19 protein-coding genes are annotated in these 22,173 nt (G+C 62.3%); 9 read left to right on the top strand and 10 right to left on the bottom strand.

Going from position 1 to position 22,173, the window contains the following annotated elements; translation table 11 throughout:
• Positions 1-28 precede the first annotated feature (28 nt).
• The 5 genes from purB to FQ668_RS19180 all read right to left on the bottom strand — a co-directional run bounded on the left by purB (position 29) and on the right by FQ668_RS19180 (position 6,290).
• Positions 29-1,399, bottom strand: coding sequence for an adenylosuccinate lyase (gene purB / locus FQ668_RS19205; protein WP_010954819.1), 1,371 nt, complete (start codon positions 1,397-1,399; stop codon positions 29-31).
• A 215-nt stretch (positions 1,400-1,614) separates the two neighbouring features.
• Positions 1,615-2,241, bottom strand: coding sequence for a high frequency lysogenization protein HflD (hflD, locus tag FQ668_RS19195; RefSeq protein ID WP_010954818.1), 627 nt, complete (start codon positions 2,239-2,241; stop codon positions 1,615-1,617).
• Positions 2,238-3,362, bottom strand: a complete 1,125-nt coding sequence (mnmA, locus tag FQ668_RS19190; protein ID WP_014590369.1) for a tRNA 2-thiouridine(34) synthase MnmA — start codon at positions 3,360-3,362, stop codon at positions 2,238-2,240. The genes hflD and mnmA overlap by 4 nt, the downstream gene beginning before the upstream one ends.
• Before the next feature lie 59 nt (positions 3,363-3,421).
• Positions 3,422-3,862, bottom strand: a complete 441-nt coding sequence (locus FQ668_RS19185; RefSeq protein WP_019438216.1) for an NUDIX hydrolase — start codon at positions 3,860-3,862, stop codon at positions 3,422-3,424.
• Positions 3,863-4,064: 202 nt separating this feature from the next.
• Entirely contained in the window at positions 4,065-6,290 is a 2,226-nt protein-coding gene (locus FQ668_RS19180; protein WP_014590370.1) for an NADP-dependent isocitrate dehydrogenase, read from the bottom strand.
• Between the two features lie 414 nt (positions 6,291-6,704).
• On the opposite strand from FQ668_RS19180, the gene icd reads away from it, so the two are divergent.
• Positions 6,705-7,961 (top strand): NADP-dependent isocitrate dehydrogenase, encoded by a 1,257-nt coding sequence (gene icd, locus FQ668_RS19175; RefSeq protein WP_019438217.1) that lies wholly within the window; start codon positions 6,705-6,707, stop codon positions 7,959-7,961.
• A gap of 71 nt (positions 7,962-8,032) precedes the next feature.
• Here icd and cspD read toward each other — a convergent pair whose 3' ends face one another.
• Entirely contained in the window at positions 8,033-8,299 is a 267-nt protein-coding gene (cspD, locus tag FQ668_RS19170; protein WP_014590372.1) for a cold shock domain-containing protein CspD, read from the bottom strand.
• 230 nt (positions 8,300-8,529) lie between these two features.
• Between cspD and clpS the strand changes: the two genes are divergently transcribed.
• Positions 8,530-8,892, top strand: a complete 363-nt coding sequence (gene clpS / locus FQ668_RS19165; RefSeq protein WP_003251220.1) for an ATP-dependent Clp protease adapter ClpS — start codon at positions 8,530-8,532, stop codon at positions 8,890-8,892.
• Between the two features lie 30 nt (positions 8,893-8,922).
• Complete coding sequence (clpA, locus tag FQ668_RS19160) at positions 8,923-11,193, top strand: ATP-dependent Clp protease ATP-binding subunit ClpA (protein ID WP_010954812.1); 2,271 nt, start codon at positions 8,923-8,925, stop codon at positions 11,191-11,193.
• 85 nt (positions 11,194-11,278) lie between these two features.
• On the opposite strand, the gene infA is transcribed toward clpA, so the two are convergent.
• The 3 genes from infA to aat all read right to left on the bottom strand — a co-directional run bounded on the left by infA (position 11,279) and on the right by aat (position 13,043).
• Positions 11,279-11,497 (bottom strand): translation initiation factor IF-1, encoded by a 219-nt coding sequence (gene infA, locus FQ668_RS19155; protein WP_002553999.1) that lies wholly within the window; start codon positions 11,495-11,497, stop codon positions 11,279-11,281.
• Positions 11,498-11,598: 101 nt separating this feature from the next.
• Positions 11,599-12,306, bottom strand: coding sequence for an arginyltransferase (locus FQ668_RS19150; protein ID WP_003251215.1), 708 nt, complete (start codon positions 12,304-12,306; stop codon positions 11,599-11,601).
• A 56-nt stretch (positions 12,307-12,362) separates the two neighbouring features.
• Positions 12,363-13,043, bottom strand: coding sequence for a leucyl/phenylalanyl-tRNA--protein transferase (aat, locus tag FQ668_RS19145; RefSeq protein WP_014590373.1), 681 nt, complete (start codon positions 13,041-13,043; stop codon positions 12,363-12,365).
• A 406-nt stretch (positions 13,044-13,449) separates the two neighbouring features.
• Here aat and FQ668_RS19140 point away from each other — a divergent pair, with 406 nt between their 5' ends.
• The 6 genes from FQ668_RS19140 (at position 13,450) to cysG (ending at position 21,052) form a co-directional block, all read left to right on the top strand.
• Positions 13,450-15,954 carry a DNA translocase FtsK gene (locus tag FQ668_RS19140; protein WP_014590374.1) on the top strand — a complete coding sequence of 835 codons (2,505 nt, stop codon included), beginning with the start codon at positions 13,450-13,452 and terminating at the stop codon, positions 15,952-15,954.
• Between the two features lie 62 nt (positions 15,955-16,016).
• Positions 16,017-16,640 (top strand): outer membrane lipoprotein chaperone LolA, encoded by a 624-nt coding sequence (lolA, locus tag FQ668_RS19135; RefSeq protein WP_019438219.1) that lies wholly within the window; start codon positions 16,017-16,019, stop codon positions 16,638-16,640.
• 12 nt (positions 16,641-16,652) lie between these two features.
• Entirely contained in the window at positions 16,653-17,978 is a 1,326-nt protein-coding gene (locus FQ668_RS19130; protein WP_019438220.1) for a replication-associated recombination protein A, read from the top strand.
• Complete coding sequence (gene crcB / locus FQ668_RS19125) at positions 17,975-18,349, top strand: fluoride efflux transporter CrcB (protein WP_003251205.1); 375 nt, start codon at positions 17,975-17,977, stop codon at positions 18,347-18,349. Before FQ668_RS19130 ends, crcB begins: the two co-directional genes overlap by 4 nt.
• A gap of 30 nt (positions 18,350-18,379) precedes the next feature.
• On the top strand, positions 18,380-19,660 hold the full coding sequence (gene serS, locus FQ668_RS19120; RefSeq protein ID WP_019438221.1) for a serine--tRNA ligase: 1,281 nt from the start codon (positions 18,380-18,382) through the stop codon (positions 19,658-19,660).
• Positions 19,661-21,052: a siroheme synthase CysG gene (gene cysG, locus FQ668_RS19115; RefSeq protein WP_144180590.1), complete on the top strand. Its 1,392-nt coding sequence runs from the start codon at positions 19,661-19,663 to the stop codon at positions 21,050-21,052. It begins immediately after the preceding gene.
• Positions 21,053-21,158: 106 nt separating this feature from the next.
• Here cysG and FQ668_RS19110 read toward each other — a convergent pair whose 3' ends face one another.
• Positions 21,159-22,118 (bottom strand): glutathione S-transferase family protein, encoded by a 960-nt coding sequence (locus FQ668_RS19110; protein ID WP_019438223.1) that lies wholly within the window; start codon positions 22,116-22,118, stop codon positions 21,159-21,161.
• Positions 22,119-22,173 lie beyond the last annotated feature (55 nt).

Genomic DNA, 22,173 nt, shown 5'->3' with positions numbered 1-22,173 from the left:
AGGCCGGGCGTTGTACGCGACGCTCAGCTTAGATGCGTTTGGCCTGGGCTGCCGCGTTACCGATGTAGGTAGCGGGGGTCAGCTGCTTGAGCTCGGCCTTGGCTTCGGCTGGCATGTCCAGGCCGTCGATGAAGGTCAGCAGCGCTTCTGGGGTGATGCCCTTGCCACGGGTCAGCTCTTTGAGCTTCTCGTAGGGGTTTTCGATGTTGAAGCGGCGCATCACGGTCTGGATCGGCTCGGCCAGTACTTCCCAGCAGGCGTCCAGGTCGGCGGCGATGCGAGCTTCGTTGACTTCCAGCTTGCCGATGCCTTTCAGGCTGGCCTCGAAGGCGATGACGCTGTGGGCAAAGCCCACGCCCAGGTTGCGCAGCACGGTGGAGTCGGTCAGGTCACGCTGCCAGCGCGAGATCGGCAGCTTGCTGGCCAGGTGCTGGAACAGCGCGTTGGCGATACCCAGGTTGCCTTCGGAGTTTTCGAAGTCGATCGGGTTGACCTTGTGCGGCATGGTCGACGAGCCGATTTCGCCGGCGACGGTCTTCTGCTTGAAGTAACCCAGCGAAATGTAGCCCCACACATCACGGTCGAAGTCGATCAGGATGGTGTTGAAGCGGGCGATGGCGTCGAACAGCTCGGCGATGTAGTCGTGCGGCTCGATCTGGGTGGTGTACGGGTTGAACTGCAGGCCCAGCTCGTCTTCGATGAAGGCGCGGGCGTTCTCTTCCCAGTCGATCTGCGAGTAGGCCGACAGGTGGGCGTTGTAGTTGCCCACGGCGCCGTTGATCTTGCCCAGCAGCGGCACGGCGGCAACTTGTGCGATCTGGCGCTCCAGGCGATACACGACGTTGGCCAGCTCTTTACCCAGGGTGGTCGGCGAAGCCGGCTGGCCGTGGGTGCGCGACAGCATTGGCACTTCGGCGTGGGCGTGGGCCAGGGCGCGGATGGCGTCGGCGACCTGGCGCATCAGCGGCAGCAGCACTTCGTCACGGCCGGCGCGCAGCATCAGGGCGTGGGACAGGTTGTTGATGTCCTCGCTGGTGCAGGCGAAGTGGATGAACTCGCTGACCTTGGCCAGCTCAGGCAGCTTGGCGGCCTGCTCCTTGAGCAGGTATTCAATGGCCTTGACGTCGTGGTTGGTGGTGCGCTCGATTTCCTTGACGCGCTCGGCGTGCTCCAGCTTGAAATCGGTGGCCAGGCTGTCCAGCAGGGCGTTGGCTTCGGCGGAGAACGCCGGCACTTCGCCGATTTGCGGGTGGGCGGCCAGGCGCTGCAGCCAGCGCACTTCGACCAGGGCGCGGAAACGGATCAGGCCGAATTCGCTGAAAATGGGGCGCAAGGCCTGGGTTTTGCCGGCATAACGGCCGTCTACAGGGGAAACCGCAGTGAGCGAAGAAAGCTGCATGGGGTGTTCTCGGACAGTCAGGCTTTTGGAAGGGCGCATATCATACATGAAAAATGCGCCTGGGTCGGGTGGCTGACCAAAGGTCGGCCCAATTTGGATCTGGTGGCAGACCCTGTGGGAGCGGGCATGCCCGCCAACACCGGCGTAGCCGGTGCCATACACCGCGTCGCCTGCTTCGCGGGCACGCCCGCTCCCACAAAGGGCAGCCCAGCCCGTCAGTTGGGGCTGCGCATCATGTCATACAGTTCGTTCAGCAACTTGCGCCGGCTGAACACCAGCTGCCAGCGGTGCCCGCCCAGCTGCCGCCACAGTCGCGCGGCGCGGATGCCGGCCAGCAGCAGGGCGCGGATCTTCGAGGCGTTGTTGGGCTGCTGCAGGAAGCGCATGTCGCCGTGCACCTGGATGCGCTGGCGCAAGGTACTCAGCGTGTCCTGGTACAAGGCTCCACTGGAAGCGATGACGTTTTCGTGAACCAGGCCGAAATGCTCGGCCTGCGACTGGATTTGCGGCAGGCGGTTGCCGATGGTGTCCAGCAGGTCGCCACGCTTGTTCAGCTGGCGCTCCAGGCCCAGCATCGACAGGGCGTAGCGCAGCGGCTCGCGTTGCAGGCTGTTGGGGTCGCGCTCGAGGGCGCCGATCAGCGCTCGGTAGCCGTCGCGCAGGTTCAGGTCGTCACCGCCGAACACCTCCAGGGTGTCCTTGGGGTCGCGCACCAGCAGGCTGCCCAGCATGCAGCCGATATTGGCTTCACTGGCCTGGCCGGTGCGGGCGATGCGGTCGACAAGCACGGCGGCCTGGAACACACCACCCAACGCGATCAGCTGCTCCTGCAGGTTGCTCATGCGCGCGGGCTCCACGGCTCGGCAGCCTCGATCACGCCGCCGCCCAGGCACACTTCGCCGTCGTAGAACACCACGGACTGGCCCGGCGTCACGGCGCGCTGAGGCTCGTCGAACACGGCGCGGTAGCCGCTGGCGGTGCGTTCCAGGGTGCATCGCTGGTCGCTCTGGCGGTAGCGCACCTTGGCAGTCAACTGCCGTGGGCTGCCGAGGTCGACCGGGTTGACCCAGAAAATCTCCGAGGCCAGCAGGGCGCGGGAGAACAGCCATGGGTGCTCGTTGCCCTGGCCGACCACCAGCACGTTGCGGGCCAGGTCCTTGTGCAGCACGTACCACGGCTCGTCACTGGCATCCTTCAGGCCGCCAATGCCCAGGCCCTGGCGCTGGCCGATGGTGTGGTACATCAGGCCGTGGTGACGGCCGATCACTTCACCTTCGGTGGTTTCAATGTCACCCGGCTGGGCCGGCAGGTACTGCTTGAGGAAGTCGCTGAAGCGGCGCTCGCCAATGAAGCAGATGCCGGTGGAATCTTTCTTCTTGGCGGTGGCCAGGCCGTGTTTTTCGGCGATGGCGCGCACTTCGGGCTTTTCCAGTTCGCCGACCGGGAACAGGGTGCGGGCAATTTCCTTGCCGCCGACGGCGTGCAGGAAGTAGCTCTGGTCCTTGTTCGGGTCCAGGCCCTTGAGCAGTTCGGTGAGCGTGCCGGTGTCGCGGCGGCGCACGTAGTGGCCGGTGGCGATCAGGTCGGCACCCAGCGACAGGGCATAGTCGAGGAACGCCTTGAACTTGATTTCGCGGTTGCAGAGGATGTCGGGGTTGGGTGTGCGGCCAGCCTTGTATTCGTCAAGGAAGTGCTCGAAAACGTTGTCCCAGTATTCGGCGGCGAAGTTGGCGGTGTGCAGCTTGATGCCGATGCGGTCGCACACGGCCTGGGCGTCGGCCAGGTCTTCACGGGCGGTGCAGTATTCGGTGCCGTCGTCTTCTTCCCAGTTCTTCATGAACAGCCCTTCCACCTGGTAGCCCTGCTCGATGAGCAGAAGGGCTGAGACGGAAGAGTCCACGCCGCCGGACATGCCGACGATGACGCGGGTCTTGGCGGGGTCTTTAAGTGCTGGGCTGGTCATGGGTACCGGTGTGTATCAAGGGGGAAAAACGCCGATTCTATCAAACCTGCGGAGCCGCGTCAGTCGCGTAGCAGGTCGAGGCTGTGCAGCGGGCCTTTGAGGTAGTCATCAAGGCAGCGTGGCACCAGCTCGCTGCGCCAGCGAGTCGGGTCGGCCAGCAGTTCGTCGCGGGTCAGCCACACGGCGCGGAGGATGTCGCTGTCCAGGGCCAGGTCGGCGTGATGGTGCACGGGGCGGGCGGCGAAGCAGACGCGCTGGTAGGTCACGCCGTTGCTGGGGGCGGTGTACAGGTAGATGCCGACCACGCCGGTCAGCTCGACTTCCCAGGCCGTTTCTTCCAGGGTTTCGCGCAGGGCGGCCTGGGGCAGGGTCTCGTTGGGCTCGAGGTGGCCGGCAGGCTGGTTGAAGACGTGCTGGTTGGCTTTGAATTCCTCGACGAAGAGGAACTTGCCTTCGTGCTCGACGATGGTGGCGACGGTGATGTGGGGTTGCCAGGTCATTTGCCATGTCCTTTCAGATTGCCGGGACCGCCTTGCGGTCCTTCGCGGGCTCGCCCGCTCCCAAAGGTGCAGTGCAGGTCTTGCTGGCAGCACCTTTCCTGTGGGAGCGGGCAAGCCCGCGAAGGGCTGCGCAGCGGCCCCAATCCAGAAAGCACAAACCCCGGTGCGTGGCCGGGGTTTGAGCTGTTACTTCAAGCGAACCTTACAGGGCAGCGATGGCGCTGTTCAGGGTCTGGCTTGGGCGCATCACCTTGGCGGTCAGCTCGGCATCCGGGGCGTAGTAGCCGCCGATGTCGGCTGGCTTGCCCTGAACGGCGTTGAGCTCGGCGACGATGGTCGCTTCGTTCTCGGCCAGGGTTTTTGCCAGTGGTGCGAAGCGTGCCTGCAGGGCAGCGTCGTCCGTCTGAGCAGCCAGGGCTTCGGCCCAGTACAGGGTCAGGTAGAAGTGGCTGCCGCGGTTGTCGATACCGCCGACTTTGCGCGACGGCGACTTGTTGGTGTCGAGGAACTTGCCGGTAGCCTGGTCCAGGGTGTTGGCCAGAACCTTGGCGCGCGGGTTGTCGTAGGTGTTGCCCAGGTGCTCCAGGGAAGCGGCCAGGGCCAGGAATTCACCCAGCGAGTCCCAACGCAGGAAGTTTTCTTCAACCAGCTGCTGCACGTGCTTCGGAGCCGAACCACCGGCGCCGGTTTCGAACAGGCCACCGCCATTCATCAGCGGCACGATCGACAGCATCTTGGCGCTGGTGCCCAGTTCCATGATCGGGAACAGGTCGGTCAGGTAGTCACGCAGCACGTTGCCGGTCACCGAGATGGTGTCCTTGCCTTCGCGGATGCGGGCCAGGGAGAACTTGATGGCGTCGACCGGTGCCAGGATGCGGATGTCCAGGCCGGTGGTGTCGTGATCTTTCAGGTACTGCTGCACCTTCTCGATCATGACGCCGTCGTGGGCGCGAGCCGGGTCCAGCCAGAACACCGCCGGGGTGTTGCTCAGGCGGGCACGGTTGACGGCCAGCTTGACCCAGTCCTGGATCGGCGCGTCCTTGGTCTGGCACATACGGAAGATGTCACCGGCTTCGACGTTCTGCTCCAGCACGACGTTGCCCTTGCCATCGACTACGCGAACCACGCCGTCAGCCTTGATCTGGAAGGTCTTGTCGTGGGAACCATACTCTTCGGCTTTCTGCGCCATCAGGCCAACGTTCGGCACGCTGCCCATGGTGGTCGGATCGAAGGCACCGTTGACCTTGCAGTCTTCGATGGTGGCCTGGTAGATGCCGGCGTAGCAGCGGTCCGGGATCACGGCCTTGGCGTCTTGCAGTTCGCCTGCGGTGTTCCACATCTTGCCCGAGTCACGGATCATGGCCGGCATCGAGGCGTCGACGATCACGTCGCTCGGCACGTGCAGGTTGGTGATGCCTTTGTCGGAGTTGACCATGGCCAGGGCCGGGCGCTCGGCATACAGGGCCTGGATGTCGGCTTCGATCTCGGCCTGCTTGTCGGCGGGCAGGTCCTTGATACGGGCGTACAGGTCGCCGATACCGTTGTTGGCGTTGAAGCCTACTTCGGCCAGGGCAGCGGCGTGCTTGGTCAGCACGTCGTTGTAGAATTCTTCGACGATGACGCCGAACATGATCGGGTCGGAGACCTTCATCATGGTGGCTTTCAGGTGCACCGACAGCAGCACGCCAGCGGCCTTGGCATCGGCGATTTGCTCGGCGATGAAGGCTTTCAGGGCCTTGCGGCTCATGGTGGCGCAGTCGATGACTTCGGCGGCTTTGACGGCGGTCTTTTCTTTCAGCACGGTGGTGCTGCCGTCTTTGCTGACCAGCTCGATGCGCAGGCTGTCGTCAGCTTCGATCAGTGCGGCTTTTTCGCTGCCGTAGAAGTCGCCCTGGGTCATGTGGGCAACGTGCGACTTGGAGTCAGCGGCCCAGGCGCCCATCTTGTGTGGGTGCTTGCGGGCGTAGTTCTTGACCGACAGCGGCGCGCGGCGGTCGGAGTTGCCTTCGCGCAGCACCGGGTTCACGGCGGAACCCTTGATGCGGTCGTAGCGGGCACGGGATTCTTTTTCTTCCGCGGTGGCCGGCTCGTCGGCGTAGTCAGGGATGTTGAAGCCCTTGCCTTGCAGTTCCTTGATCGCGGCTTTGAGCTGCGGTACCGAGGCGCTGATGTTCGGCAGCTTGATGATGTTGGCTTCAGGGGTGGTAGCCAGCTGGCCCAGTTCCGCCAGGTGATCGCCTACTTGCTTCTCTGCGCCCAGTTGCTCCGGGAAGGCGGCAAGGATACGGCCAGCCAGGGAGATGTCGCGAGTTTCGACAGCGATGTCAGCCGAAGCGGTGAACGCTTCGATGATCGGCAGCAGCGAGTAAGTGGCGAGGGCGGGGGCTTCGTCGGTGAAGGTATAGATGATCTTGGAACGGGTGGGCATGCGGGTTAACTCTCTGTGTGCTGAGCGTGCTCGAGTCTCGTGGTGCGCAGGGTAGGCGCATCGCCCTGGCAGCGCCATGAGCGGAAAGTCGAGAGGCTGCGAGCGGTGATGGTGGATGCATCAGTCGAGCGTCAAGTGCTGAGCTGCGGTAACAACCCAGGCTTTATGGCCATTCATGGCCTAGGGCGGTCCGCATTTTCCTGGGATTCGCCCCGATGACCCTTCGGTCGCGGCGGAGTATACCAAACCATTCGGGCTAATCAGCAAGGCCAAGTGATATCGGCCCATTTATAAGACCAAAGACTAAGCGGCAATGCGGCGGGTTGTCGCATGCCTTGCAGGTCGGCAGATGTGGTTTAGGCTCAGTGGATCGCACGATGTCCAAACCACACCAGACAGCGGAGTAGTGCAAGCATGGGATACCAGAAAATCAAGGTTCCGACCGACGGCACCAAGATCACCGTCAATGCAGATCATTCGCTTAACGTGCCTGATAATCCGATCATTCCTTACATTGAAGGCGACGGGATCGGCGTCGATGTTTCGCCGGTAATGATCAAGGTGGTCGATGCCGCCGTGGAGAAGGCCTACGGCGGCAAGCGCAAGATTGCCTGGATGGAGGTGTACGCTGGCGAGAAAGCCACCCAGGTGTATGACCAGGATACCTGGCTGCCGCAGGAAACCCTCGATGCCGTGCGTGATTACGTGGTATCGATCAAGGGCCCGCTGACCACACCGGTCGGTGGCGGCATCCGCTCGCTCAACGTGGCCCTGCGCCAGCAACTGGACCTGTATGTGTGCCTGCGGCCGGTGCTGTGGTTCCAGGGTGTACCGAGCCCGGTGAAAAAGCCTGGCGACGTCGACATGGTGATATTCCGCGAGAACTCCGAAGACATCTATGCCGGCATCGAGTGGAAGGCCGGCTCGCCCGAGGCGAACAAGGTGATCAAGTTTCTCAAGGAGGAAATGGGGGTCACCAAGATCCGCTTCGACCAGGATTGCGGTATCGGCGTCAAGCCGGTGTCGAAGGAAGGTACCAAGCGTCTGGTGCGCAAGGCCCTGCAATATGTGGTGGATAACGACCGCGAATCACTGACCCTGGTGCACAAGGGCAACATCATGAAATTCACCGAGGGTGCCTTCAAGGACTGGGGGTACGAGGTGGCGCGTGACGAGTTCGGTGCTCAACTGCTCGATGGCGGCCCTTGGATGAAGTTCAAGAACCCCAAGACCGGTCGCGAGGTCATCGTCAAGGACGCCATCGCCGACGCCATGCTGCAGCAGATCCTGCTGCGCCCGGCGGAGTACGACGTGATCGCCACCCTCAACCTCAATGGTGACTACCTGTCCGATGCCCTGGCGGCAGAAGTGGGCGGTATCGGCATTGCCCCGGGCGCCAATCTGTCCGACACCGTGGCCATGTTCGAGGCCACTCACGGCACTGCACCCAAGTATGCCGGGCAGGACAAGGTCAACCCGGGCTCGGTGATCCTCTCGGCAGAGATGATGCTGCGCCACATGGGTTGGACCGAAGCCGCCGACCTGATCATCAAGGGCACCAATGGCGCCATTGCGGCCAAGACCGTGACCTACGATTTCGAGCGGCTGATGGAGGGCGCCAAGCTGGTAGGCAGCTCAGGCTTTGGTGATGAAATGATCAAACACATGTAAGGCAACAGAAAACCGGTCGCCTCCCGTAAAGAGGCGGCCGGTTTTTTCGTCTATCGGCACAGCGCAGGCAGTCAGGCTTTTGCAGTTTCGCTTTGCGGCTCGCCCAGGGTTCTGGCAGCCTCTGCCGCAGCGGCCGCGGCATCTTTGATTTCGACGGCGTGCAAGCCTTTGGGGCCCTGGACGATGTCGAATATCACGGCCTGGCCAGCTTTCAGGGTCTTGTATCCGTCCATTCGGATGGCGGAATAATGGGCGAACAGGTCATCGGATTTACCTTCCTCATTGATGAATCCATAGCCCTTGGCATTGTTGAACCACTTGACTTTACCGCTTGCCATCCCTATGTCCCTCTGCAAAGGACTCCATCACTGGAGTATCATCCACTTCATCCGCATACGAACCTTGCGAAAAATCTGGTTGACTGCGCGGATCTTTATCGACCACGGTGGGTTCTTATTGGTTGTAACACCGTTTTGCCGATAGTCAAGGTCACGCGGCGCCTGCGCTGGCGGTGGCCTGTGCAGTCAACCTGCAACCTTAACCTGACGCTCATGATGAAATTCTTTCCATGCATGCACCTAGTGAGATTCGACTAACATTCAATCAGGATCGCCCGCAATCGAATGAGGACGACGGCTCAGGTCTTGCAGTTCAGGAAGCCAAGCCGATCCTGCAGGCGCCACCGATGTACAAGGTGGTTTTGTTCAACGATGACTACACGCCAATGGATTTCGTCGTCGAAGTGCTCGAGACGTTCTTCAGTCTGAACCGCGAGCTGGCGACCAAGATCATGCTGACCGTCCATACCGAGGGGCGGGCAGTGTGCGGATTGTTTACCCGTGACATCGCCGAAACAAAGGCTATGCAGGTCAACCAATACGCCAGGGAAAGCCAGCATCCGCTACTCTGTGAAATCGAGAAGGACGGTTAATCGCCGACCACTTGGGTATGAGGTGAAGCTATGTTAAACCGCGAGCTCGAAGTCACCCTCAATCTTGCCTTCAAGGAGGCCCGTTCGAAGCGTCATGAGTTCATGACCGTCGAACATCTGCTGCTGGCACTCCTTGACAATGAGGCTGCCGCGACCGTTCTGCGCGCCTGTGGCGCCAATCTCGACAAGCTCAAGCATGACCTGCAAGAGTTCATCGATTCCACCACGCCGTTGATCCCTGTCAACGACGAAGATCGTGAAACCCAGCCGACCCTGGGCTTTCAGCGCGTGCTGCAGCGTGCCGTGTTCCACGTGCAAAGCTCTGGCAAGCGCGAAGTGACCGGCGCCAATGTGCTGGTGGCGATTTTCAGCGAACAGGAAAGCCAGGCCGTGTTCCTGCTCAAGCAGCAGAGCGTGGCCCGTATCGACGTGGTCAACTACATCGCCCATGGCATCTCCAAGGTGCCAGGGCATGGTGCACAGTCTGAAAGCGAGCAGGACATGCAGGACGATGAGGGTGGCGAAACCTCCTCTTCGAGCAACCCGCTGGACGCCTACGCCAGCAACCTGAACGAACTGGCCCGTGCCGGCCGTATCGACCCGCTGGTCGGTCGCGAGCAGGAAGTGGAGCGCGTGGCACAAATCCTCGCTCGTCGGCGCAAGAACAACCCGCTGCTGGTGGGTGAGGCAGGCGTGGGCAAGACGGCCATCGCCGAAGGCCTGGCCAAGCGCATCGTCGATGGTCAGGTGCCTGACCTGCTGGCGCAGAGCGTGGTGTACTCCCTCGATCTGGGCGCGTTGCTGGCCGGTACCAAATACCGTGGTGACTTCGAGAAGCGCTTCAAGGCGCTGCTCGGTGAGCTGCGCAAGCGTCCGCAGGCCATCCTGTTCATCGACGAAATTCACACCATCATCGGTGCCGGTGCGGCGTCGGGCGGGGTGATGGATGCTTCCAATCTGCTCAAGCCGCTGCTGTCGTCGGGTGAAATCCGCTGCATCGGTTCGACCACGTTCCAGGAATTTCGCGGCATCTTCGAGAAGGATCGTGCCCTGGCGCGCCGCTTCCAGAAGGTGGATGTCAGCGAGCCATCGGTCGAAGACACCGTGGGCATTCTGCGCGGCCTGAAAGGGCGTTTCGAAAGCCACCACAACATCGAGTACAGCGACGAAGCCCTGCGCGCCGCTGCCGAACTGGCTTCGCGCTACATCAATGACCGGCACATGCCTGACAAGGCCATCGATGTGATCGACGAGGCTGGCGCCTACCAGCGCCTGCAGCCAGAAGCCAGTCGCGTCAAGCGCATCGATGTGCCGCAAGTGGAGGACATCGTCGCCAAGATTGCGCGAATTCCGCCGAAGCACGTCACAAGTTCCGACAAGGAGCTGCTGCGCAACCTCGAGCGCGACCTGAAACTGACCGTGTTTGGCCAGGACCAGGCAATCGACTCGCTGGCCACCGCGATCAAGTTGTCCCGTGCCGGCCTCAAGTCGCCAGACAAGCCGGTGGGTTCGTTCCTGTTCGCCGGTCCTACCGGCGTCGGCAAGACCGAAGCGGCGCGGCAATTGGCCAAGGCGCTGGGTGTGGAGTTGGTGCGTTTCGACATGTCTGAGTACATGGAGCGCCACACCGTGTCGCGTTTGATTGGTGCGCCTCCGGGTTATGTCGGTTTCGACCAGGGTGGCTTGTTGACCGAGGCGATCACCAAGCAGCCGCACTGCGTATTGTTGCTCGACGAAATCGAGAAGGCCCACCCGGAAGTCTTCAATCTGCTGCTGCAGGTGATGGACCACGGTACCCTGACCGACAACAACGGGCGCAAGGCCGACTTCCGTAACGTGATCCTGATCATGACCACCAACGCCGGTGCAGAAACCGCGGCGCGGGCGTCGATCGGCTTCACTCATCAGGACCACGCGTCCGATGCCATGGAAGTGATCCGCAAGAGCTTCACGCCAGAGTTCCGCAACCGTCTGGATACCATCATCCAGTTTGGCCGCCTGAGCACGGAGACGATCAAAAGCATCGTCGACAAGTTCCTTATCGAATTGCAGGCGCAGCTGGAAGACAAGCGTGTGCTGCTGGAAGTCAGCGATGAAGCGCGCGGTTGGCTGGCGGTTTCGGGCTATGACGTGCAGATGGGCGCGCGGCCAATGGCGCGGCTGATCCAGGACAAGATCAAGCGGCCGCTGGCCGAGGAGATCCTGTTTGGCGAGCTGGCCGAGCATGGTGGCGTGGTGCATGTCGACCTGCGCGATGGCGAGCTGGTGTTCGACTTCGAAACCACGGCTGAGGTCGCGTGATGTGCAGGGGCTGCCTGCAGCCCCTTGCAATTTCTTAAGGCACAAAAAAGCCCGGCACCTGGCCGGGCTTTTTCATGGCTTGAGCTTAGCGCGCACGGTAGGTGATGCGGCCCTTGCTCAGGTCGTACGGCGTCAGTTCGACGCGGACCTTGTCGCCAGTGAGAATACGGATGTAGTTCTTGCGCATCTTTCCGGAGATGTGCGCGGTTACGACGTGCCCGTTTTCCAACTCCACGCGGAACATGGTGTTGGGCAGGGTGTCGACGACAGTACCTTCCATTTCGAAGCTGTCTTCTTTCGACATGCAGTTGAGCCCTCGGATCCAGTGTTAGCCCGACGCATATCCGCACCGGGCAAAAAAGTGGCGTGGATTATGCCGGAAAACTGCGTGTCAAGCCAATGCTTTCAGTTGAGGGTGACCCAGCGCTGGTTTATCAGCAGCTCGATAGGTCGGTACTGCGTCTTGTAGTTCATCTTCTTGCAGTTCTTGATCCAGTAGCCCAGGTAAACCGCCTCCAGGTTCTGGCGCAGCGCTTCGGTGATCTGCCAGAGAATGGCGAAACGGCCAAGGCTGCGGCGCTCCTCGTCCGGCTCGTAGAAGGTGTACACCGCCGACAGGCCATTGGGCAGCAGGTCGCACACTGCCACCGCCATCAACCGGCCTTCCAGGCGAAACTCGTAGAACCAGCAGAACGGCAGGTCGCGTACCAGGAAGGTGGAAAACTGATCGCGGCTGGGCGGGTACATGTCGCCATCGGCGTGGCGCGTTTCGATATAGCGCCGGTACAGCTCGAAGTACTCTTCCTTGAACGCCGGGCGCGCTGCGGTTACGGTCAGGTCGGCGTTACGTTTGAGTATGCGACGCTGCTGGCGGTTGGGGATGAAGCGCGCCGCCGGGATGCGCGCCGGCACGCAGGCGTTGCAGTTCTGGCAGTGTGGGCGGTACAGGTGGTCGCCACTGCGGCGAAAGCCCATTTCCGACAAATCGGCGTACACGTGCACGTCCATCGGCTGGCTGGGGTCGAGGAACAGCGTGGTCGCTTGCTCCTCCGGCAGGTAGCTGCAGGAATGGGGCTGAGTGGCATAGAACTTCAACCGCGCCAACTCTGTCATGATCGACCCCTTCGGTGAGACGTTGTTTTAAGTGTAAGCCAGCTACGGGAACTCGCCTAGGCAACCCATGAAGCACTGTTGGGCTGGTCAAGGTGGCGTGCCAGGTAGCTGGCGAACTCGGCACGGCTGATGGCATGGGCGCCCAGGCTGTGCAAGTGGTTGGTCGGCATCTGGCAGTCGATAAGCACGAAGCCGGCGTCTCGCAGGTGATTGACCAAGGTCACGAAACCGACCTTGGAGGCGTTGTCGGCGCGGCTGAACATCGATTCGCCAAAGAACAGCTGGCCCATGGCCAGACCGTACAGGCCCCCGACCAGTTCGCCGTCCTGGCGAACTTCAACCGAATGAGCGATGCCACGGCGGTGCAGCTCGCAGTAGGCGTTGCGCATGGTGTCGGTGATCCAGGTGCCGTCAGCGTAGTCGCGAGGCGCGGCGCAGGCGGCGATCACGGCCGGGAAGTCGGTGTCGAAGCTGACCTGGTAACGGCCTTTGCGTATCAGCTTGGCCAGCGAGCGTGACACATGCAACTGGTCGGGCAACAACACCGTGCGCGGGTCGGGTGACCACCACAGGATCGGCTGGCCGTCCTGGTACCACGGGAAGCAGCCATGGCGATACGCCTGCACCAGGCGCTCGGGGCTCAGGTCGCCGCCGGCGGCCAGTAGGCCGTTGGGGTCGTGCAGCGCCTTTTCCAGGGGCGGGAAGGTCAGCGAGTCGCGGGTCAGCCAGGTGAGCATGGTCTATCGTGCGGTGGGGGAGGGGAGAGGGCAGCATGGCTTGGGAGAAAAGCGGGGTCAATCTCTTTGGGGGCCTCAAACCAGCGCGGTAACCTGCAAAAGGCTACCCCTACAGCGAGGTGAGGCAGTTTTGCGGCAATTCAGGGCAATTTCCTACACATTCATCCAGCCGCAGGCACCATCCGCTACATTTGCTGTCACACCTGTGCAAAAACACAGCATAAGCCTTTGTCACAAAAGAAAATGCATGCTCAAATTGCAGCTATAGGAATTCGCCCCCGGCCAAACCCCCATACGGCGTGCCGCCATGGCGGCTGGCGGGCAGTAATGTTAAAAGTAGTGGTTCGTTGGTCGCGCAGCGGCCGATCACTATTGGACGCGCACCACGCGCAGGAATAGACGCGTTTTGAAGAAATCCACCGCAACTCCAGCTCCATTGCCTGTGCCACTGTGGCGGCAGCAGCTGCATTATCGCCTCAAGGAAGGTGCGTTGATCGCTGTCGGCGCTCTGTGCCTGTACCTGTGGATGGCGCTGCTGACCTACGATACGTCGGACCCGGGCTTCAGCCACACCAGCAACGTCGACCAGGTGCAGAATGCGGCCGGGCGTGCCGGTGCCTATTTCGCCGACATCCTGTTCATGGTGCTGGGTTACTTCGCCTATATTTTTCCGCTGCTGCTGGCGGTCAAGACCTGGCAGATTTTCCGCGAACGCCACCAGCCGTGGGACTGGAGTGGCTGGCTGTTCTCCTGGCGGCTGATTGGCCTGGTGTTCCTGGTGCTGTCGGGGGCGGCGCTGGCGCATATCCACTTCCACCCGCCCGCCAGCCTGCCGTTCTCTGCCGGTGGCGCACTGGGCGAAAGCCTGGGCGACCTGGCGCGCAACCTGCTGAACGTGCAGGGCAGCACGTTGATGTTCATTGCCCTGTTCCTGTTCGGCCTGACCGTCTTCACCGACCTGTCGTGGTTCAAGGTGATGGACCTGACCGGCAAGATCACCCTCGACCTGTTCGAACTGGTGCAAGGGGCTGCCACCCGCTGGTGGGAAGCGCGCAACGAGCGCAAGCGCCTCGAGGCACAGCTGCGCGAGGACGAACCGGTGTTCAAGGCCGCGCCGATGGCTGCCGAGAAGCGTGAGCCGGCCAAGCCGTCACTGCGCGAGCGCATCCTCAAGCGTGAAGAGCCACCCGCTCAGCCGGTCGAGCCACGTGAGCCAACCCTTGCACGCGAACCGATTGTGCCGCCACGTGAAACGGCGCCTGAGGCGTTGGCGCCGCGTGAAACCGTGGTGCCCCGCCAGCAGCACGCAGCGCCCACCATTGTGCCGCCGTCAGCCGCCAGCAGAGCGCCGGAGCCGAGCAAGCGGGCGATGAAGGAAAAGCAGGCGCCGCTGTTTGTCGACAGCGCCGTGGAGGGCACCTTGCCCTCGATTTCCATCCTCGACCCGGCCGAACAGAAGAAGATCGAGTATTCGCCAGAATCCCTGGCCGGTGTCGGCCAGTTGCTGGAAATCAAGCTCAAGGAGTTCGGTGTGGAAGTGGCGGTGGATTCGATCCACCCCGGCCCGGTGATTACCCGTTACGAAATCCAGCCGGCCGCCGGCGTGAAGGTCAGCCGCATCGCCAACCTGGCCAAGGACCTGGCGCGTTCGCTGGCCGTGACCAGTGTGCGAGTGGTCGAGGTCATCCCTGGCAAGACCACGGTGGGTATCGAGATACCCAACGAAAACCGCCAGATGGTGCGCTTCTCCGAAGTGCTGGCCACGCCGCAGTACGACGAGCAAAAATCTCCCGTCACGCTGGCGCTGGGCCACGACATTGGCGGCAAGCCGGTGATCACCGACCTGGCCAAGATGCCGCACCTGTTGGTGGCCGGTACAACCGGCTCCGGTAAGTCGGTAGGTGTGAACGCGATGATTTTGTCGATCCTGTTCAAGTCCAGCCCGGAAGACGCGCGGCTGATCATGATCGACCCGAAAATGCTTGAACTGTCCATCTACGAAGGCATCCCGCACCTGCTATGCCCGGTGGTCACCGACATGAAGGACGCCGCCAACGCCCTGCGCTGGAGCGTGGCCGAGATGGAGCGGCGCTACAAACTGATGGCGGCCATGGGCGTGCGGAACCTGGCCGGTTTCAACCGCAAGATAAAGGACGCCCAGGAAGCTGGCGAAATCATCCATGACCCGCTGTATCGCCGTGAGAGCATGGACGATGAGCCGCCTGCGCTGAAAACCCTGCCGACCATCGTGGTGGTGGTGGACGAATTCGCCGACATGATGATGATCGTCGGCAAGAAGGTCGAAGAGCTGATCGCCCGTATCGCGCAGAAGGCTCGGGCGGCCGGTATTCACCTGATCCTCGCCACCCAGCGCCCGTCGGTGGACGTGATCACCGGCCTGATCAAGGCCAACATTCCGACCCGTATGGCGTTCCAGGTGTCGAGCAAGATCGACTCGCGTACCATCATCGACCAGGGCGGTGCCGAACAGCTGCTGGGCCATGGCGACATGCTGTACATGCCGCCGGGCACCAGCCTGCCTATCCGGGTGCACGGCGCATTCGTGTCCGACGACGAAGTGCACCGCACGGTCGAGGCGTGGAAGCTGCGTGGCGCCCCGGACTACAACGACGACATCCTCAACGGCGTCGAAGAAGCCGGTAGCGGCTTTGATGGCGGCGGTGGCGGTGGTGAGGGTGACGATGCCGAAACCGACGCCCTGTATGATGAAGCGGTGCAATTCGTGCTTGAGAGCCGTCGCGCCTCCATTTCTGCCGTGCAACGCAAGCTGAAGATCGGCTACAACCGTGCCGCGCGCATGATCGAGTCGATGGAGATGGCCGGCGTTGTCACCCCGATGAACAGCAACGGCTCGCGGGAAGTGATAGCCCCGGGCGGCCCGCGCGACTGATGAACACCCTGCCGGGCGCCAACGGTGGCGCCCGGCCTTTTCAACGCTCAATGAGGATTCCCATGCGCGCGATTCGCATGCTGTTGGTTTCTGCCCTGACCCTGGGCTCGGTTACAGCTTATGCCGGTGAGCAAGACGTACAACGCCTGACCCAGTTGCTGGAAAAGTCGCAGACCATCGAGGCCAACTTCTCCCAGCTGACCCTGGGCGCCGATGGCACCAGCCTGCAGGAAACCTCGGGCAAGATGACGGTCAAGCGCCCGGGCCTGTTCTACTGGCACACCGATGCACCGCAGGAGCAGGTGGTGGTGTCGGACGGCAAGAACGTCACCCTGTGGGACCCGGACCTGGAACAGGCCACCATCAAGAAGCTCGACGTGCGCCTGAACCAGACCCCGGCCCTGTTGCTGTCCGGTGACGTGTCGAAGATCAGCCAGAGCTTTGATATCGCGTCCAAGGAGCAGGGCGAAGTAATGGACTTCACCCTCAAGCCAAAGACCAAGGACACCTTGTTCGACTCGCTGCGCGTGTCGTTCCGCAAAGGCCTGATCAATGACATGCAGCTGATCGACAGCGTCGGCCAGCGCACCAACATCCTGTTCAATGGCGTCAAGGCCAACCAGGCGGTGCCGGACAGCAAGTTCAAGTTCGACATCCCCATGGGCGCGGACGTGATCAAGGAGTAACCAGAGCTCGCCATGGACCTGTTTCGAAGCGAACCCGTCGCCCAGCCCCTGGCCGCCCGTCTGCGCCCGTCCAGCCTGGATGAGTACGTCGGCCAGGAGCACCTGCTGGCGCGCGGCAAACCGCTGCGCGAAGCGCTGGAACAAGGTGCGCTGCACTCGATGATCTTCTGGGGGCCGCCCGGGGTCGGCAAGACCACGCTGGCGCGGTTGCTGGCGCAGTTCTGCGATGCGCACTTCGAAACGGTGTCGGCGGTGCTGGCCGGGGTGAAAGAGATCCGCCAGGCCGTGGAGGTGGCCAAACAGCAGGCTGGCCAATATGGCCGTCGCACCATCCTGTTCGTTGACGAGGTGCACCGCTTCAACAAGTCGCAGCAGGACGCCTTTTTGCCCTATGTCGAGGACGGCACGCTGCTGTTCATCGGTGCCACCACCGAAAACCCGTCGTTCGAGCTGAACAACGCGCTGCTGTCGCGGGCGCGGGTGTATGTGCTCAAGAGCCTGGACGAAGCGGCCCTGCGCAAGCTGGTCAACCGTGCGCTGACGGAAGAGCGTGGCCTGGGCAAGCGCAACCTGCGGGTGGGCGACGACGCCTTCAAGATGCTGATGGCCGCTGCCGACGGCGATGGCCGGCGCATGCTCAACTTCCTCGAGAACGCCTCGGACCTGGCTGAAGACGGCAGCGAGATCGACGTCGAGATGCTACAGAGCCTGCTGGGTGACAGTCGCCGCCGCTTCGACAAGGGTGGCGAGGCGTTCTACGACCAGATTTCCGCGCTGCACAAGTCGGTGCGTGGCTCCAACCCCGATGGCGCCCTGTACTGGTTTGCACGCATGCTCGACGGCGGCTGCGATCCGCTGTACATCGCCCGCCGCGTGGTGCGCATGGCCAGCGAGGACATCGGCAACGCCGACCCGCGTGCGCTTAGCCTGTGCCTGGCAGCCTGGGATGTGCAGGAGCGCCTTGGTAGCCCCGAGGGCGAGTTGGCGGTGGCCCAGGCCATCACCTACCTTGCCTGTGCACCCAAGAGCAACGCGGTGTACGTGGCCTTCAAGACCGCCCTGCGTGAAGCGGCCGAGCACGGTTCGCTGGAGGTGCCGTTGCACTTGCGCAATGCCCCGACCAAGCTGATGAAGCAGTTGGGCTATGGCGACGAGTACCGCTATGCCCATGATGAACCCGACGCCTACGCCGCCGGAGAGGATTACTTCCCCGATGAACTGGAGCCGCGCCAGTACTATCAGCCGGTGCCCCGTGGCCTGGAACTGAAAATTGGCGAGAAGCTGCGCCACCTGGCTGACCTCGACCGCAACAGCCCCCGCCAGCGGAGAAAACCATGATTGCACTCATCGCCGCAGTCAGCGCCGGTGGTATTGCTGGTACCTTGTTGCGCTTCGCTACCACCAACTGGGTGGCGGCCCACTGGCCACGGCACTTCTATGCCGGTACGCTGGCGGTCAACCTGGTTGGCTGCCTGCTGATCGGCTTGCTCTATGGCTTGTTCTTGCACAAGCCGCTGGCGCCGGTCGAATTGCGCGCCGGCCTGATTGTCGGCTTTCTCGGTGGCCTGACGACCTTTTCCTCCTTCTCGCTCGATACCGTGCGCCTGATGGAAAGCGGGCAAGTGCCCCTTGCCTTGGGCTATACCAGTATCAGCGTGGTGGGCGGGCTGCTCGCAACCTGGGCTGGCCTGTCCCTGACCCGATTCTGAACCAACACCTACATATAACGAGAGAACGATATGCTCGATTCCAAACTGTTACGCGGCCAACTTCAGGAAGTGGCGGACCGCCTGGCCTCCCGTGGCTTCAGCCTGGATGTCGCGCGCATCGAATCACTGGAAGAGCGCCGCAAGGCGGTGCAGACCCGCACCGAACAACTGCAGGCTGAGCGTAACGCCCGTTCCAAGTCCATCGGCCAGGCCAAGGCCAAGGGCGAAGACATCGCCCCGCTGATGGCGGACGTCGAGCGCATGGCCAACGAACTGGCTGCCGGCAAGGCTGAGCTGGACGCCATTCAGGCCGAGCTGGATGGCATCCTGCTGACCATTCCCAACCTGCCGGACGCCAGCGTGCCGGTCGGCGCCAGCGAAGACGATAACGTCGAAGTGCGCCGTTGGGGCACGCCGAAGGCGTTCGACTTCGAAATCAAGGACCATGTGGCCCTCGGTGAAATCAGCGGTGGCCTGGACTTCGAAGCGGCTGCCAAGCTGTCCGGCGCCCGTTTTGCTGTGCTGCGTGGTCCGGTTGCCCGCCTGCACCGCGCCCTGGCGCAGTTCATGATCAACCTGCACACCGGCGAGCATGGCTACGAGGAACACTACACCCCGTACATGGTGCAGGCGCCGGCGCTGCAGGGCACTGGCCAGTTGCCGAAGTTCGAGGAAGACCTGTTCAAGATCACCCGCGATGGCGAGGCTGACTTCTACCTGATCCCGACCGCCGAAGTGTCGCTGACCAACCTGGTGGCGGGTGAAATCCTCGACGCCAAGCAGCTGCCGCTGAAACTGGTTGCCCATACCCCTTGCTTCCGCAGCGAAGCCGGCGCTTCTGGCCGTGACACCCGCGGCATGATTCGCCAGCACCAGTTCGACAAAGTCGAGATGGTGCAGGTGGTAGAGCCGGCCAAGTCGATGGAAGCCCTGGAAGGCCTGACCGCCAACGCCGAACGTGTGCTGCAGTTGCTTGAGCTGCCATACCGCGTGCTGGCCCTGTGCACTGGCGACATGGGCTTTGGTGCGGTGAAAACCTACGACCTGGAAGTGTGGGTGCCGAGCCAGGACAAGTACCGCGAAATCAGCTCGTGCTCCAACTGTGGTGACTTCCAGGCGCGCCGCATGCAGGCTCGCTGGCGCAACCCGGAAACCGGCAAGCCAGAGCTGGTACACACGCTCAACGGCTCCGGTCTGGCCGTAGGCCGTACCCTGGTTGCTGTGCTGGAAAACTACCAGCAGGCCGACGGTTCGATCCTGGTGCCGGAAGTGCTGAAGCCTTACATGGGCGGCGTCGAGGTCATCCGCTAAATGGATTACCTGCCGCTGTTCCACAAGCTGCAGGGCGGCCGCGTGCTGGTCGTCGGTGGCGGTGAGATCGCCTTGCGCAAGGCGCGCCTGCTGGCCGATGCCGGCGGCGTGCTGCGCGTGGTGGCGCCGGACGTCGACGGCCAGTTGGCCGCGTTGGCCCGGGAAGGTGGCGGTGAGGTGCTGGTGCGTGGCTATCAGGCAGCCGACCTGGTCGGTTGCCGGCTGGTGATCGCGGCCACCGACGACCCTGGGCTGAATGCCCAGGTGTCGGCCGATGCGCAGGCCCTTAGCCTGCCGGTCAATGTGGTGGATGCGCCGGCCCTGTGTACGGTGATCTTCCCGGCGATCGTAGACCGCTCGCCGCTGGTAATTGCTGTTTCCAGCGGCGGTGACGCTCCGGTACTGGCGCGCCTGATTCGAGCCAAGCTCGAGGCGTGGATCCCTTCGGCCTATGGTGAGCTGGCTGGGTTGGCTGCACGCTTCCGGCACAAGGTCAAATCCCTGTACCCGGACGTCAACCAGCGTCGCGGCTTCTGGGAAACCGTGTTCCAGGGGCCGATTGCCGAGCGTCAGCTGGCCGGGCAGGGTGCTGAAGCCGAACGTCTGTTGCAGGCGATGGTGGACGGCGTACCGGTGCAGCAGGGTGGTGAGGTGTACTTGGTTGGTGCAGGCCCGGGTGATCCGGACTTGCTGACCTTCCGTGCCTTGCGCCTGATGCAGCAGGCCGACGTGGTGCTGTACGACCGCCTGGTCGCACCTGCCATCATCGATATGTGTCGTCGTGATGCCGAGCGTATCTACGTAGGCAAGCGCCGCGCTGATCATTCAGTGCCGCAGGACCAGATCAACCGCCTGTTGGTCGATCTGGCTCGGCAGGGCAAGCGGGTGCTGCGCCTGAAGGGGGGCGACCCGTTCATCTTCGGCCGGGGCGGCGAAGAGATCGAAGAGCTGGCCGAGCATGGCATTCCCTTCCAGGTGGTGCCGGGCATTACCGCGGCCAGCGGCTGCTCGGCGTATGGCGGCATTCCGCTGACTCACCGCGACTATGCCCAGTCGGTGCGCTTCGTCACCGGGCACCTCAAGGACGGCACCAGCAACCTGCCGTGGAATGACCTGGTGGCGCCAACGCAGACCTTGGTGTTCTACATGGGGTTGGTGGGCTTGCCGACCATCTGTGCCGAGCTGATTCGCCACGGGCGCGCCGCGAGTACCCCGGCGGCGTTGGTGCAGCAGGGGACCACGCGTAATCAGCGAGTGTTCACCGGCACCTTGGCGGACTTGCCAGACCTGGTGGCCCAGCATGAGGTGCACGCGCCGACCCTGGTGATTGTGGGGGAGGTGGTGCAGTTGCGTGACAAGCTGGCCTGGTTCGAAGGTTCACAGAACAGCTGAAATCGTTGGGGCCGCTTTGCGGTCCATCGCACAGGCCCCAGGCATTGCAAGGTCCTTGTGAGAGCGGCCTTGTGTCGCGATGGGCTGCAAAGCAGCCCCGACTTTCTCAAGCCTGCCAAATCCCTTTGCCCACCAACCGCTCTCTATCATGCGGCAAACCAAAGTCCTGCAAAGGCCCTTTAGGCACAATCCCGTTCGGGTTGATGGTCTTGTGGCTCATGTAATAGTGCTTCTGGATATGCTCCATGTTCACCGTACCCGCCACCCCAGGCCACTGGTACAGCTCACGCAGCCAGTTGGACAGGTTGTGGTAGTCGCTCAGGCGGCGCAGGTTGCACTTGAAGTGCCCGTGGTACACCGCATCGAAGCGCACCAATGTAGTGAACAGGCGTACATCAGCCTCGGTCAGGTACTCACCCGCCAGGTAGCGATTGCGGCCTAGCAAGGCTTCCAGGTAATCCAGCTCGTTGAACACATCGTCAAAGGCAGCCTCGTAAGCGTCTTGCGTGGTGGCAAAGCCTGCGCGGTACACACCGTTGTTCACCGCCGGGTAGATGCGCTCGTTCAGTGCTTCGATGGTCGGGCGCAGCGATTCGGGGTAAAGGTTCAGTGTATTGCCGGTCAGCTCGTTGAATGCGCTGTTGAATATGCGGATGATTTCTGCCGACTCATTGTTGATGATTCGCTTCTCTTTCCTGTCCCACAGTACAGGCACCGTCACGCGCCCTGTGTAGTGCGGGTCATCCTGGGTGTAGCGCTGGTGCAGGTATTGCAGGGCGTCGAGGTGGTCCCCGCTGGAGCCTTGCTGCTGATCGAAGGTCCAGCCATGGTCCTGCATCAGCCAGCTGACCACTGACACGTCGATCAACGGCTCCAGGCCTTTCAGCGCGCGAAAGATCAAGGTGCGGTGGGCCCATGGGCAGGCCAGCGACACATACAGGTGGTAGCGGCCGGCCTCGGGGGCGGGCAGCTGATTGCGGCGCTGGGCATTCTCACGCTTGAACGTGCCGTCCTTGCCGTTTTCATACCACTGGTCGTGCCAGCGACCGTCGATCAATAGGCCCATGGTGAGCTCCTGAAACAAAGTTGTTTGTCGTTGGAGCCCAGTCTAGGGCAAATCG

Origin of the sequence: Pseudomonas sp. Kh14, assembly GCF_900291005.1 — a bacterium.
GTDB lineage: Bacteria > Pseudomonadota > Gammaproteobacteria > Pseudomonadales > Pseudomonadaceae > Aquipseudomonas > Aquipseudomonas alloputida.
The sequence above is the reverse complement of the archived record's forward strand: the minus strand, read 5'-3'. Positions and strand labels throughout refer to the sequence as shown.

What these genes read in the sequence shown, in the direction of transcription:
- cysG (WP_144180590.1), top strand. Translation starts at nt 19,661, where the DNA reads ATGGATTACCTGCCGCTGTTCCACAAGCTGCAGGGCGGCCGCGTGCTG.
- lolA (WP_019438219.1), top strand. Translation starts at nt 16,017, where the DNA reads ATGCGCGCGATTCGCATGCTGTTGGTTTCTGCCCTGACCCTGGGCTCG.
- clpS (WP_003251220.1), top strand. Translation starts at nt 8,530, where the DNA reads ATGCATGCACCTAGTGAGATTCGACTAACATTCAATCAGGATCGCCCG.
- mnmA (WP_014590369.1), bottom strand. Translation starts at nt 3,362, where the DNA reads ATGACCAGCCCAGCACTTAAAGACCCCGCCAAGACCCGCGTCATCGTC.
- icd (WP_019438217.1), top strand. Translation starts at nt 6,705, where the DNA reads ATGGGATACCAGAAAATCAAGGTTCCGACCGACGGCACCAAGATCACC.
- serS (WP_019438221.1), top strand. Translation starts at nt 18,380, where the DNA reads ATGCTCGATTCCAAACTGTTACGCGGCCAACTTCAGGAAGTGGCGGAC.
- FQ668_RS19110 (WP_019438223.1), bottom strand. Translation starts at nt 22,118, where the DNA reads ATGGGCCTATTGATCGACGGTCGCTGGCACGACCAGTGGTATGAAAAC.
- clpA (WP_010954812.1), top strand. Translation starts at nt 8,923, where the DNA reads ATGTTAAACCGCGAGCTCGAAGTCACCCTCAATCTTGCCTTCAAGGAG.
- infA (WP_002553999.1), bottom strand. Translation starts at nt 11,497, where the DNA reads ATGTCGAAAGAAGACAGCTTCGAAATGGAAGGTACTGTCGTCGACACC.
- FQ668_RS19150 (WP_003251215.1), bottom strand. Translation starts at nt 12,306, where the DNA reads ATGACAGAGTTGGCGCGGTTGAAGTTCTATGCCACTCAGCCCCATTCC.
- purB (WP_010954819.1), bottom strand. Translation starts at nt 1,399, where the DNA reads ATGCAGCTTTCTTCGCTCACTGCGGTTTCCCCTGTAGACGGCCGTTAT.
- crcB (WP_003251205.1), top strand. Translation starts at nt 17,975, where the DNA reads ATGATTGCACTCATCGCCGCAGTCAGCGCCGGTGGTATTGCTGGTACC.
- hflD (WP_010954818.1), bottom strand. Translation starts at nt 2,241, where the DNA reads ATGAGCAACCTGCAGGAGCAGCTGATCGCGTTGGGTGGTGTGTTCCAG.
- FQ668_RS19185 (WP_019438216.1), bottom strand. Translation starts at nt 3,862, where the DNA reads ATGACCTGGCAACCCCACATCACCGTCGCCACCATCGTCGAGCACGAA.
- cspD (WP_014590372.1), bottom strand. Translation starts at nt 8,299, where the DNA reads ATGGCAAGCGGTAAAGTCAAGTGGTTCAACAATGCCAAGGGCTATGGA.
- FQ668_RS19130 (WP_019438220.1), top strand. Translation starts at nt 16,653, where the DNA reads ATGGACCTGTTTCGAAGCGAACCCGTCGCCCAGCCCCTGGCCGCCCGT.
- aat (WP_014590373.1), bottom strand. Translation starts at nt 13,043, where the DNA reads ATGCTCACCTGGCTGACCCGCGACTCGCTGACCTTCCCGCCCCTGGAA.
- FQ668_RS19180 (WP_014590370.1), bottom strand. Translation starts at nt 6,290, where the DNA reads ATGCCCACCCGTTCCAAGATCATCTATACCTTCACCGACGAAGCCCCC.